Origin of the sequence: Aquabacterium sp. OR-4, assembly GCF_025290835.2 — a bacterium.
Taxonomy (GTDB): Bacteria; Pseudomonadota; Gammaproteobacteria; order Burkholderiales; family Burkholderiaceae_C; genus Pseudaquabacterium.
Window position 1 is genome coordinate 1,217,978 of sequence record NZ_JAOCQD020000002.1, and the last position, 11,918, is coordinate 1,229,895.

The window sequence follows — 11,918 nt, forward strand, 5'->3', positions numbered from 1 at the left end:
GGGGTGTCCTTTCGAGACCGGCTCAGGCCGCCGTGGCTCGGGCAATCAAGGTGGCGATGTCGCCGTCGTGCCGCAGGCCCAGCGCCAGGGCCTCGGGCGTGTGCAGTGGCGGGTAGCTGGCGAACAGGCGCTGGATGAAGGGGTCGGGCGCGTAGCTCACCAGGGCCTTGCGTTCAGCGCCATAGCGCGCGGAAAGCGCGTCCACCAGCTCGCCCACGGTGAAGCGCAGCACCGGCATCTGGTAGCTGCGGCGCGGGTTCATTGCCGCGCCATCCACGGTGGCGGCATGCAGCAGGTTGTCCACGCAGGCGCCCACCGAGATCCACCAGGCCACGCCGTCGGCCGACACCGGCACGGTGATCGGCTCGCCGGCGGCCAGCTTCCAGAACAGCTGGCTCATGAAGGCGCTCATCATCCCCGCACCATCGCCCGGGCGCGCCACCACGCCGGGCAGGCGCAGCGAGCAGCCCTGGCACCAGCCCTTGCGCGTGGCATCGGCCACCAGGTACTCACCGGCCTGCTTGTGCGCGCCATAGCTCAGGCCGGGGTTGGGCAGCGTGGCTTCGTCCACCACCGGCGGCAGGTGCTCGCCGTAGACGGCAATGGTGCTGGCGAACACGAACCTGGGCGCCTTGGCTTGCGTGCGCAAGTCTTCCAGCAGCCCCAGCGTGGCATCGAGGTTGATGCGCCGGCCCAGCTCGTAGTTCTTCTCGGCGGCGCCGCCGGGGATGCTGGCCAGGTGGAAGACGGCATCCACCGCACTGTCATAGGCCTGGGCACGCACGGCGGCTTCGGCGATGCTGCCTTCGATCTGGCGCACGCGCGCATCACTGGCCGGCGCGGCAAAGCGCACGTCCATCAGGCTCAGGCGGGTGACGCGCTGGCCGCCCAGGCCGTGGGCCAGCAGGCGCTGCACCAGCACCTGGCCCACGAAACCCTCGCTGCCGGTGACGACGACATGGGTCATGGCATCACTCTTTCGGGCCGGAGCGGAACGGCAGCGTGGCCAGGAAGGCCAGCTTGCCCAGGCCCAGCAGCTTCAGGCCGGCGCGGGCCGAGGCCGCATCCAGCCGCGCCTGCATCGGCATGGTGCCGAAGCTCTTGCCCTTGATCACCAGCTCGTCGCCCACGCGCTCGATGGCCTCCACGTGCATCAGCTCCTCGTTGGCGGCGCCACGCAGCACCATGCCGTCCTTCTTGGCTTCGGCGATGAGCTTGGAGTTGGCGCTGTCCTGGCGGGCCCCGGCGGCGACGCTGCCAAAGTCCATGCCCAGGGCCTCGAACACCTGGATGGCTGTGGCGCGGCCGGCGCCGTAGACGCCGCCGCCCGGGTGCTGCGAGGGCCCGGCCAGAAACAGCCGCTCGACGCCCGGCACGGTGTATTGGCCCAGGTCGGGCGTGGGCCGGGCGCCCGCGCTCTGGTGGAAGTACGGCGCCACGCCGTGCAGGTCGCCGCGCATCATGCTGTTGGGGCTGCTGCGCTCCAGATCCACCGGGCTGACGATGCTGCGGGCGATGATGTTGTCGCTCGTCAGGTTCTTGACGAATCGGCGGTAGTGGGCGAGTGAGAGATCGCCGATCTCTTCCTTGAACTCGTCCCAGTGCTGGTGGCTCCAGCGCTTGTCGGTCACGGTGTAGGGCGCAAAGGTGATGCCGTGGAACATGCCGGCACCGGCCGGCACGCGGCTCTTGTCGCCAATGCTTTCATCGCCGCCGGCGCACAGTCGGCGCTCGGTGATCAGGCCGCGCTTGAGGTCGTCAAAGTCGGCCAGCATCTCGTCGAGCCGGTCGGTGGCCATGAACTCCAGCATCGTGGCGTAGCCCACCTGCGGGTCGGCGTGGTACTGCGCGTTCTCCTTCAGGTCGTAGTGGCTCACCATGATGGAGAACGGCGCCAGCTGCGCGCGCTCGGCCTTCTTCATCACCGGCTCGGGCACGCCCTCGACGAACTTGCGGATCACATGCGGGTGGATGGCGCCGATCACCGCGTCCTTGGCCAGGATCTGTTCGCCATCGGCCATGCGAACGCCGGTGGCGCGGCCGCCGCTGGTGAGGATCTGCGCCACCTCGGCCTGGCAGCGCACCTCGCCGCCGAAGCTCTCGATGCAGCGCACCAGCGATTCGGTCAGCTTGCCGCTGCCGCCCACCGGCTGGCTCACGCCATAGGTGTGGATGATGCCGGGCATCAGCAGCACGCCCATGCCGGTGCCCAGCTCGTTGGGGTGCTGCAGGTTCTCGCTGACCAGGCGCAGCAGGTGGATCTTGATCTTGTCGCTCTCGTACAGATCATTCACGAGACTGAGGCAGTCGCGCGTCATGTACTCCAGCATCAGCCGGCCTTCGTCGCTGCGGTCGAGCATGGCCACCAGCTCGCCCAGCGGCGGCGGCGGGCTGTACAGGCCGGGCATGAAGACCTTCAGGATCTCGGAACTCATCTTCACGAAGTTCCGGTAGGTCTCGGCGTCCTTGGGGCTGATCCTGGCGAAGCACTCGCAGGTCTTGTCCACGTCCTTGTAGGTGAACAGCACGCTCTGATCCGGAAAGATCGTGGCGTGCGGCACCGGTGAGTAGTGGTAGTTGAGCCCGTGCTTCGACAGCAGACCCAGCTCGTCCTGCCGCAGCATGGGGTTGCCCTGGATCATGATGTGCACGCTGCTGTGCTCGTCATGCCAGTAGCCAGGGGTGTTGAGCTGGCGCGTGCTGACGCCGCCACCCGGGTAGGCCTTGCGTTCGAGCACCAGCACCTTCTTGCCGGCCTTGGCCAGGTAGGCAGCGGCCACCAGGCCGTTGTGGCCCGCGCCCATTGCGACAATGTCATAAGCGCTCATTTACGCGCCCGCCTTGAACGGCACGAACCGGTGATCGATCGCGCCGAAGATGCTTTGCCCATCGGCACCCAGCACCTCGAAGCGCAGCCGGTCGCCCCACGTCAGGAACGGCGTGCTCGAATCACCCGTGGTGATCTTCTCCAGCGCCCGCTTTTCGGCCAGGCAGGCCGAGCCCACCTCGCGCGCGGCCCGGTTGCTGACCGTGCCCGTGCCCAGGATGGTGCCCGCGCGCAGGTTGCGGTTCAGCGCCAGCCGCGCCAGCAGTTCGCCAAAGCTCCAGTCCATCTCGCGGCCGTTGGGGTGGCCAAACCACTGGCCGTTGCGGCTGACCCGCATCTCGAGGTGGATGCGGCCATCGGCGCCCCAGCCCTCGCCCAGCTCGTCGGGCGTGACGGCCACCGGGCCGAACACCGTGGCCGGCTTGGCATTGATGAAGCCGAAGCCCATCTGCAGCTCGCGAAACAGGTGCGCGCGCAGGCTCACGTCATTGAGGATCATCACCAGCCGGATCTGCGCAGCGCAGGCCTCGGGGGGACTGGCCATCGGCGTATCGGCCATCACCACGGCGAACTCGCCTTCGAAGTCGCCGTTGTCGGCCTCGCTGTGCAGTGGGTAGTCGTCGCAGGGGCCGCAGAAGTCGTCGCTCTGGCGTTGCACCAGCACCGGAATGCCGGGCGTCTTCTTGACGTCCAGCTTGTAGGCCTCTTCCATGATGTTGCCGTGGTTCAGAAAGGCCGAGGCATCCACGAACTGGTGCGTGCGCGGCAGCGGCGACATGGCCTGGGCCGGGTCGAAGGCGAAGTGCTCGACGCCGCGGCCGGCGTTGAGCATCTCGTACAGCGATTGCAGGCCGGGGGCGCGCGCGTCCCAGTCCTCGATCAGCTGCTGCATGGTGGCGGCCACCGGGGCGGCGTCGGTGGCGTGGCGCAGGTCGCGCGAGACCACGACCAGGCGGCCGTCGCGGCGGCCGTTGTTCAGGGTGGCGAGTTTCATGGGGCGCTTGTCTCCGGGGTCGAATGTCAGGGGGCGGCTCAGGCCAGCGGCCGGCCGCCGTCCACGGCGATCACCGTGCCGGTGCTGAAGCTCAGGTGCGTGGCGCAGGCCAGCACGGCGGCAGCCACTTCGTCGGGGCCGGCCAGGCGCTGCAGCGGCGTGCGGCCGGCCTGCTCGTGGCGCCAGGCGGGGTCCATGCTTTTCACGAAATCGGTGTCGGCCAGGCCGGGCGAGACGCTGAGCACGCGCACCGCCGGCGCCAGCGCACGGGCCAGGCTCTTGCTCATGTTGTCGAGCGCGGCCTTGCTGGCGCAGTAGGCGATGTTGCTGCCCATGGCGGTGACCGCGGCGATCGACGAGATGTTCACCACCAGGCCCGTGCCGCCATCGCTGCGCGGCGCCGCCAGCAGCGGCCGCAGCGCGCGCACCGCGGCAAACGGCCCGCGGATGTTGGTGGCCAGGATCTGGTCAAACAGCGCATCGTCCAGCGCGTCGAGCTGCGGGTGCGGCACGAAGCGCGTGGTGCCGGCGCAGTTGACCAGGATGTCGCAGCGGCCATAACGCTGGCGCAGCGTGTCGGCCAGCGTGGCCAGCGCGGTCGAATCGGTCACCGGCGCCGGCAGCGCCGTGTGGGCCTGCGGCGCCGGCAGCGCCGTGTGGGCCTGCAACGCGGGCACCTGCGCCGCCAGCGGCAGGCGCGCAGCCAGCGCGCGGGCCGCGTCGGCCGAGCTGTTGTAGCCCACCACCACGCTGCAGCCGGCCTGCGCCAGGGCCATGCAGATGGCCTCGCCCAGGCCGCCGGCACCACCGGTGACCACGGCCACCTGGCCCGCCAGGGTGCCGCTCATCACGGCTGCTGGGCGCCGGCCGCGGCCTTGAGCCGGCGCACGCGGATGGCGGCCTGCTCCTGGTGGCCGCTCATGTGCTCGTAGCCGCACAGGCGGGCGCAGTATTCGCCCACCATCACGCTGGCCGCGTCGGTCAGCACACGCTGGTAGGTGTGGGTCTTGATGAACTTGCCCACCCACAGCCCGCCGGTGTAGCGGCCGGCGCCCTGCGTGGGCAGGGTGTGGTTGGTGCCGATGACCTTGTCGCCATAGCTCACGTTGGTGCGGTGGCCGAGAAACAGCGCGCCGTAGCGCGTCATGCGCTGCAGGAACCAGTCGGGGTCGTCGGTCATCACCTGCACATGCTCGCTGCACAGGCGCTCGGCCTCGGCCAGCATCTCCTCCTGGGTGTCGCACAGGATGATCTCGCCGTAGTCGCGCCAGGCCACGCTGGCGATCGGCGCGGTGTCCAGCCGGGCCAGCACGGTCTCGATGGCGGCGGGCAGCTGCTCGGCGATGGTCTTGCTGCGCGTGATGCAGTAGGCCGGGCTGGTGGGGCCGTGCTCGGCCTGGCCCAGCAGATCGACCGCCACCAGTTCGGCGTCGACCGTGTCGTCGCAGATCACCAGGGTCTCGGTCGGCCCGGCGAACAGGTCGATGCCCACGCGGCCGAACAGCTGGCGCTTGGCCTCGGCCACATAGGCATTGCCGGGGCCCACGATCATGTCCACGCTGGGCAGGCTCTCGGTGCCGATGGCCATCGCGGCCACGGCCTGCACGCCGCCCAGGCAGTAGATCTCGTCGGCGCCGGCCAGGTGCATGGCGGCCACGATCTCGGGGCAGGGCCGGCCGTCGAAGGGCGGCGCGCAGGCCACGATGCGCTTCACGCCGGCCACCTTGGCGGTGAGCACGCTCATGTGCGCGCTGGCGATCAGCGGGTACTTGCCGCCGGGGATGTAGCAGCCCACCGAGTTCATCGGGATGTTGCGGTGGCCCAGCACCACGCCGGGCAGGGTCTCCACCTCCACGTCCTGCATGCTGTCGCGCTGGATCTGCGCGAAGCGGCGGATCTGCGCCTGCGCAAAGCGGATGTCGTCTAGCGTGGCGGCCGGCAGGCTGGCGATGCAGGCCTCGATCTCGGCCTGGCTGAGGCGAAAGCTGGCCGGCGACCAGTGGTCGAAGCGGGCGCTGTACTCGCGCACCGCCGCATCGCCGCGTGCCTCGATGTCGGTGAGGATGCCCTCGACGGTGGCGCGCACCTGGGCGTTCAGGTCGGCCTTGTGCGCGGCGGGCTTGCCGGCCTTGATGATCTGCACGGTCACGGGACTGTCTCCGAAAAATGTTCAGGCTGGATCGGCGCCGATGCTAGAAAGACGGCCCGCGATCGGGAAATCGTTTGTGCGGATGCGCCGCATCGGGGCCGGCAATACTGAGGGTTCACCCGCAGCGGCGGGCCGGCGCCTCAGGCCGCCGCCACGGCCTGGGCCGGCCGGCTCTCGAAGGGCTGCAGCAGCTCGATCAGGTTGCCGGCGCAGTCGCGCACAAAGGCCGTGGGGTTGCCGTCCACGCTCAGCTCGAAGGCGATGTCGGCGCCGGCGCGGCGCAGCGCGGCCACCGCGGCCGGCACATCGGGCACCTCGAAGCACATGTGCTTGTTGCCATGGGTCTTCAGGTCGAGGTTGGGCACGCGGCGCTCGGCCGGCAGCGGTGCGGCGCCGTCGACCTCGAAGATCTCGATGCGGAAATCGCCGCGCTTCAAGAACGCGATGTGCGCCGGAATCTTGGCGATGTGCAGGCGCTGTTCCACGCTGAAGCCCAGCATGCGCTCGTACCACGCGATGGCGGCCTCGAGCTGCGGCACGCTGATGCCGAAGTGGTGCGGCCGCAGCGGGCCGATGGCGCAGGTCAATGATTCGGTCATGGCCGGCCGTGTCTCCTGTCCCGCCTGGCGGGCTGATGCTGGGTGTTCTGGGGGCGCATGCTAGGCAGGGCCTGGCAGGCTGACCATCAATTCCTTTCGACGCCTGCTGTTGACGGCATCGAACGGTTCGCGCGCTGCACTCAAAATGCTGGCCCATGCGCCTGGGCCACTTCGACCTGAACCTGTTCATCACGCTCGACGCGCTGCTCGAGACCGCCAGCGTGAGCCGTGCCGCCGAGCGCCTGCACCTCGGCGCCTCGGCCACCAGCAGCGCCCTGGGCCGTCTGCGCGCGCACTTCCAGGACGAGCTGCTGGTGCCCGCCGGCCGCGGCATGCACCTCACGCCGCTGGCGCAAAGCCTGCGCGAGCCGGTGCGCGAGCTGCTGCTGCGTGCCCAGGCCACGCTGGCCAGCGGCAGCGCGGTCGAGCCCGCCGCGCTGCGCCGGCGCTTCGTGATCAACGCCTCCGACTACGCCACCACGGTGCTGCTGACGCCGCTGTCGCAGCGTCTGGAGGCACTGGCGCCCGGCGTGTCGATCGACGTGGTGAGCCTGGGCAACAGCAATGTCGAGCGCCTGGAGCGCGGCGATGTCGACCTGGCGATCTACCCCGAGCGCAATGCCAGCCCCGACCACCCGCAGTGCGAGCTGCTGACCGAACGCTACAGCTGCGTGGTCTGGACCGGCTTTCACCTGCAGGGCGAGGCCCTGGGCCTGCCGCAGTACCTGGCCGCGCGCCATGTGGCGGCGCAGTTCGGCGACTTGCGCGTGCCCACCTTCGAGAGCTGGTTCCTGGCCACCCACCAGGCACAGCGCGAGGTGGTGGCCAGCGCCAGCAGCTTCAATGCGCTGCCCCTGCTGGTGGTGGGCACGCAGCGCATCGCCACCATGCACACCCGGCTGGCGCGCATGTATGCGCGGCTGCTGCCGGTGCGCCTGCTGGCGCCGCCCTTCGAGATCCCGCCGCTCACGCTGGTGGCGCAGTGGAACCGGCTGAAGGCGCAAGACGCAGCGCTGGCCTGGTTGCGCGAGCAGCTGCAGGCGGTGGCGCTGCAGGCGTAGGCGGCAGCGCCGGCGGTTGCGGCCGAGCCGCGCTTAGGCCAGGGCCGGCGCCGGGCACAGGCCGATCTGGCGCGAGCGCAGCAGCGCGCGCTCGAGCGCCCGGCGCCGGTTGGCCCAGGCCAGCGAGCCCTGACCTTCGCAGATGCGCCGCACCACCACGGCCGGGCCCAGCGCCGCCAGCTGGGCCAGCGAATGCACACCGGCCTGCTCGAGCCGCTCGACCACGCCCAGGCCGATGCGCGGCTCGGTCAGCAGAAAGCCGCGCTCGTCGGGCGGAAACCGGCAGGCCGCGGCGGGCCCGGTGTGTTCAGTGGCGTGGCGCATCGGCAGCAGGCGGGGTGACAGCACAAGGCCGGCATCCTAGGCAGCGCGCCCGCCGCGCGGAAATCGATTCAGGCGATGCCCGGCATCGGGCAGCGCGATGCCGGCCCGTGGCGCGGGTCAGCCGCCGCCGGCGCGGGTCAACCACCGCCCAGCCAATGGCTCTTGAGCATCACCCGCTCGCGCGTGGCGGCCAGCGCTTCGTGGCCAGCGGCCTCGGCCGGCAGGCCGATGTCGCGCCGCAGCCAGGCCGGCATGCGGCCCGCGGCGGGGGGCCGGGGCATCGGCTCCGGCATCGGCGCCTCCGCCTGCACCTGCACCTGCACCTGCACCTGCACCTGCTCCTGCTCCTGCTCCTGCTCCTGCACCGGCGTTTCGGCGCCTGGCGCAGCGCACTGCCGCCGGTGGCGGCGGTGGCAAGCCCAGGCCGCAGCGCGTGCCGGCCAGGCACGCAGCCACTGCAGCGGCCGCCACGGCCCGGGCGCGGTGGGTGGGCAGGCACTGGCGGTCATGGGCGGCTCCCGGCTGGATCAAGCTGCGCAGGCTACGGGCTGCCGGCCGCCATGAAAATCGAAAGCTTCTGCACGCGGTGGTGAGGTTTACTATCCAGCATGGCCCACCTGCCGCTCAACCCGTTGCCAGCCTTTGTGCGTGTGGCGCGCATGGGCGGGCTGCGCGCGGCGGCCGAGTCGCTGCACCTCACGCACGGTGCGGTCAGCCAACAGATCCGCCACCTCGAACAACAGCTGGGCTTTGCGCTGTTCGAGCGGCGGGGCCGGCGCCTGGTGATCAATGCCGCGGGCCAGGCCCTGCTGGCCGCGGCCGAGCCGGCGCTGGCCCAGCTCGAGGCCGGCCAGCGCGCCGCCGAGCGTGCGGCCGGCGCCGCGGGTCAGTTGATCCGGCTGGCCACCATGAACTCGATGGCCCAGCGCTGGCTGCTGCCGCGCATGGCGCGCTGGCGCGAACGCCATCCCGATATCGCGGTCGACCTGCACGCCTCGATGCAGACGCTGGACCTCACCGCCGAAGGCTTTGATGCCGCGCTGCGCTACGGCCATGGCCGCTGGCGCGGCCTGCTGTGCGAGCGCCTGCCCGAGTGGCGGCTGGTGCCGGTGGCCACGCCCGCACGGGCCCGCCGCGTGGCCCGGCTGCCGCTGGCGCAATGGGCCGGCGAGCCGCTGCTGGGCGATGCCGCCAAGTGGGGCGCCTGGTTTGCAGCCGCCGGTGCCGCACTGCCGACGCGCGCGCTGCAGGTGGTGGCCAGCTCCAACGATGCCGGCCTGGTGGCCGAGGCTGCCGAGCAGGACCTGGGCCTGGCCCTGGTGCGCGAGATGTTCGCCGCCGATGCCCTGGCCGCGGGCCGCCTGCAGCGCCTGCCCGGGCCCAGCCTGGCGGCCGATGCCGACGACGACGGCTACTGGCTGGTGATGCCGCGGGCGCGCCGCGACTGGCCGCCGCTGATGTCCTTTCGCGACTGGCTGTTCGAAGAGCTCGCGCTGTCGCAGCGCGGGCTGGCCTCGGTGGCCAGCGCGCTGGCGTCACCGCGCCGCCGCCCGGCCTGAGGCGCCGGCGCCGCCGCCGCTCAGGCCGCCGCACCGGCGGCCGGCTCGCCGAACAGCTCAAACACCTGGCCCCGCAGCCACTGGTGCGCCGGCGAGCGGTGCTGCGTGGCATGCCAGAACACCTGGATGGCCACCTCGGGCAGCGCCACGGGGTGCGGCCGGCAGCTCAGAGCGAACGGCCCGGCCAGGCACTGCGCCAGCCGCTCGGTGACCGTGGCCACCAGGTCCGAGTGCTGCAGGATGTGGCCCACGCTGACGAAATGCGGCACGGTCAGGCGCGTGTGGCGCTCGATGCCGGCGCGCTGCAGCAGCGTGTCAACCCGGCCATGGCCGGTGCCGGCCGACACGATCACCAGGTGCTCGGCGGCCTTGAAGTCAGCCAGGCCGACGCGCCGGCGATCCAGCGCATGGCCCTGGCGGAACAGGCACACATAGCGCTGCTTGAACAGCCGGCGCTGGTAGAAGCCCGCCTTGAGCTGCGGCAGCGGGCCGATGGCCAGATCGACCTGGCCGCTGGCCATGTCCTCGCGCAGACTGGCCGCCGTGGTGCGCACCGTGTTCAGCGTGATGCCCGGTGCCTGCTCGCGCAGCCGGGCCAGCAGCCGGGGCAGGAACACGATCTCGCCGATGTCGGTCATCGCCAGCGTGAGCCGGCGCTGCACCTGCGCCGGCGCAAAAGCACGTTGCGGGTTGAGCCCGGCATGGATCAGCGCCAGCGCCTGGCCGATGGGCCCGGCCAGCTGCTCGGCCAGCGGCGTGGGCATCATGCCGCCCGGCGTGCGCACGAACAGGTCGTCGGCAAACTGCCGGCGCAGCCGGGCCAGGCTGTTGCTTACCGCCGGCTGGCTGATGCCCAGGTTCTCGGCCACGCGCGAGACGCGCCGCTCCTGCATCAGCTGGTGCAGCAGCACGAGCTGGTTCAGGTCGATGTCGGACAGCTCCATGCCACCTCATCACACACCGTGATACGGCACATTCACTTCATTTTATGGATTGATTGGGCACTGCCGGCCATGATGCGGCCGCGCCCGACCCCACCCCACCCCGCCACGCCCCACCCCATCCCGCAGGAGACCCGCCATGAGCCAGCCCCCCGTACCGGACGCCGGGCTGCCGCTGTGGGAGACCGGTGCGGGCACCCAGCGCATCCCGTTTGGCGCCTACACCAGCGACGCGCTGCACCGGCGCGAGCCGGAGCGCTTTTTCTACCGCGGCCACTGGTGCTATGTGGGCCTGGAGGCCGAGGTGCCGCAGGCCGGCGACTTCAAGCGCACGGTGATCGGCGAGCGCTCGGTGATCATGGTGCGCGATGCCGGCGGCGCGATCCATGTGGTGGAGAACGTCTGCGCCCACCGCGGCATGCGCTTTTGCCGCGAGCGCCATGGCAAGCGCCAGCAGTTCGTCTGCCCCTACCACCAATGGCGCTATTCGCTCGAGGGCCGGCTGCAGGGCGTGCCGCTGCGCCGCGGCGTCAAGCAGGACGGCCAGATGCTGGGCGGCATGCCCGAGGACTTCAAGGCCGGCGACCATGGCCTCACCCGGCTGCAGGTGGCGCGCCGCGGCGGCGTGGTGTTTGCATCGTTCGACCCGCAGGTCGAGCCCTTCGAGGACTTTCTCGGCCCCACCATCCTGGCCTACTACGACCGCCTGTTCAACGGCCGCGCGCTGCGCATCCTGGGCTACAACCGCCAGCGCATCCCGGGCAACTGGAAGCTGATGCAGGAGAACATCAAGGACCCCTACCACCCGGGCCTGCTGCACACCTGGTTCGTGACCTTCGGGCTCTGGCGCGCCGACAACAAGTCGCGCCTGCGCATGGACCGGCGGCACCGCCATGCGGCCATGGTGTCCACCCGCGGCGCGGCGGGCCAGGCCGGGGCGGTGACCGAGGTGTCGAGCTTCAAGGCCGGCATGAGCCTGCACGACCCCAGCTTCATCGACATCGTGCCCGAGGCCTGGTGGGCCGGGCCCGACGGCGAGAGCCCGGCGCCCACCGCGGTGATGACCACGCTGTTTCCCAGCGTGATCCTGCAGCAGCAGGTCAACAGCGTGTCCACCCGCCACATCAAGCCCAATGGCCATGGCAGCTTCGACTTCGTGTGGACGCACTTCGGCTTCGACGACGACGACGAGGCCATGACCCGGCGCCGCCTGACCCAGGCCAACCTGTTCGGGCCGGCCGGCTTTGTCTCGGCCGACGACGGCGAGGTGATCGAATTCAGCCAGCAGGCCTTCGAGAGCAAACCCTGGCACCGCGCGCTGGCCGAGCTGGGCGGGCATGGCGTGGAAGACACCGAGCACATGGTCACCGAGACCCTGATCCGCGGCATGTACCGCTACTGGCGCGAGGTGATGGAGGCCTGATGAACATGGCGACACCCAGCGTTGCAACCAGCAGCGAGGCA

General features: G+C 70.8%; 12 protein-coding genes. 3 read left to right on the forward strand and 9 right to left on the reverse strand.

What is annotated here, in order from left to right; translation table 11 throughout:
- Window positions 1-22 precede the first annotated feature (22 nt).
- From N4G63_RS17615 to N4G63_RS17640, 6 genes are all read right to left on the reverse strand, one after another.
- Window positions 23-967 (reverse strand): NAD-dependent epimerase/dehydratase family protein, encoded by a 945-nt coding sequence (locus N4G63_RS17615; RefSeq protein ID WP_260787537.1) that lies wholly within the window; start codon window positions 965-967, stop codon window positions 23-25.
- A gap of 4 nt (window positions 968-971) precedes the next feature.
- Window positions 972-2,828: a phytoene desaturase family protein gene (locus tag N4G63_RS17620; RefSeq protein WP_260787536.1), complete on the reverse strand. Its 1,857-nt coding sequence runs from the start codon at window positions 2,826-2,828 to the stop codon at window positions 972-974.
- The gene (locus tag N4G63_RS17625) at window positions 2,829-3,821 is read right to left on the reverse strand and encodes a fumarylacetoacetate hydrolase family protein (RefSeq protein WP_260787535.1); all 993 of its coding nucleotides are present in this window, start codon (window positions 3,819-3,821) and stop codon (window positions 2,829-2,831) included.
- Between the two features lie 38 nt (window positions 3,822-3,859).
- Complete coding sequence (locus tag N4G63_RS17630; RefSeq protein ID WP_314599998.1) at window positions 3,860-4,669, reverse strand: SDR family NAD(P)-dependent oxidoreductase; 810 nt, start codon at window positions 4,667-4,669, stop codon at window positions 3,860-3,862.
- Complete coding sequence (hisD, locus tag N4G63_RS17635; RefSeq protein ID WP_260787533.1) at window positions 4,669-5,970, reverse strand: histidinol dehydrogenase; 1,302 nt, start codon at window positions 5,968-5,970, stop codon at window positions 4,669-4,671. The genes N4G63_RS17630 and hisD overlap by 1 nt, the downstream gene beginning before the upstream one ends.
- 140 nt (window positions 5,971-6,110) lie before the next feature.
- Window positions 6,111-6,569: a VOC family protein gene (locus N4G63_RS17640; protein ID WP_260787532.1), complete on the reverse strand. Its 459-nt coding sequence runs from the start codon at window positions 6,567-6,569 to the stop codon at window positions 6,111-6,113.
- A gap of 155 nt (window positions 6,570-6,724) precedes the next feature.
- On the opposite strand from N4G63_RS17640, the gene N4G63_RS17645 reads away from it, so the two are divergent.
- Window positions 6,725-7,630: a LysR family transcriptional regulator gene (locus tag N4G63_RS17645; RefSeq protein ID WP_260787531.1), complete on the forward strand. Its 906-nt coding sequence runs from the start codon at window positions 6,725-6,727 to the stop codon at window positions 7,628-7,630.
- 33 nt (window positions 7,631-7,663) lie between these two features.
- On the opposite strand, the gene N4G63_RS17650 is transcribed toward N4G63_RS17645, so the two are convergent.
- Window positions 7,664-7,978: a hypothetical protein gene (locus N4G63_RS17650; protein WP_260787530.1), complete on the reverse strand. Its 315-nt coding sequence runs from the start codon at window positions 7,976-7,978 to the stop codon at window positions 7,664-7,666.
- Window positions 7,979-8,091: 113 nt separating this feature from the next.
- Window positions 8,092-8,463: a hypothetical protein gene (locus tag N4G63_RS17655; protein ID WP_260787529.1), complete on the reverse strand. Its 372-nt coding sequence runs from the start codon at window positions 8,461-8,463 to the stop codon at window positions 8,092-8,094.
- A 99-nt stretch (window positions 8,464-8,562) separates the two neighbouring features.
- Between N4G63_RS17655 and N4G63_RS17660 the strand changes: the two genes are divergently transcribed.
- Window positions 8,563-9,513 carry a LysR substrate-binding domain-containing protein gene (locus N4G63_RS17660; RefSeq protein WP_314599999.1) on the forward strand — a complete coding sequence of 317 codons (951 nt, stop codon included), beginning with the start codon at window positions 8,563-8,565 and terminating at the stop codon, window positions 9,511-9,513.
- A gap of 20 nt (window positions 9,514-9,533) precedes the next feature.
- On the opposite strand, the gene N4G63_RS17665 is transcribed toward N4G63_RS17660, so the two are convergent.
- Window positions 9,534-10,457, reverse strand: coding sequence for a LysR family transcriptional regulator (locus tag N4G63_RS17665; RefSeq protein ID WP_314600000.1), 924 nt, complete (start codon window positions 10,455-10,457; stop codon window positions 9,534-9,536).
- Window positions 10,458-10,593: 136 nt separating this feature from the next.
- Here N4G63_RS17665 and N4G63_RS17670 point away from each other — a divergent pair, with 136 nt between their 5' ends.
- Window positions 10,594-11,877, forward strand: a complete 1,284-nt coding sequence (locus N4G63_RS17670) for an aromatic ring-hydroxylating dioxygenase subunit alpha (RefSeq protein WP_314600001.1) — start codon at window positions 10,594-10,596, stop codon at window positions 11,875-11,877.
- The last annotated feature ends 41 nt before the right edge of the window (window positions 11,878-11,918 follow it).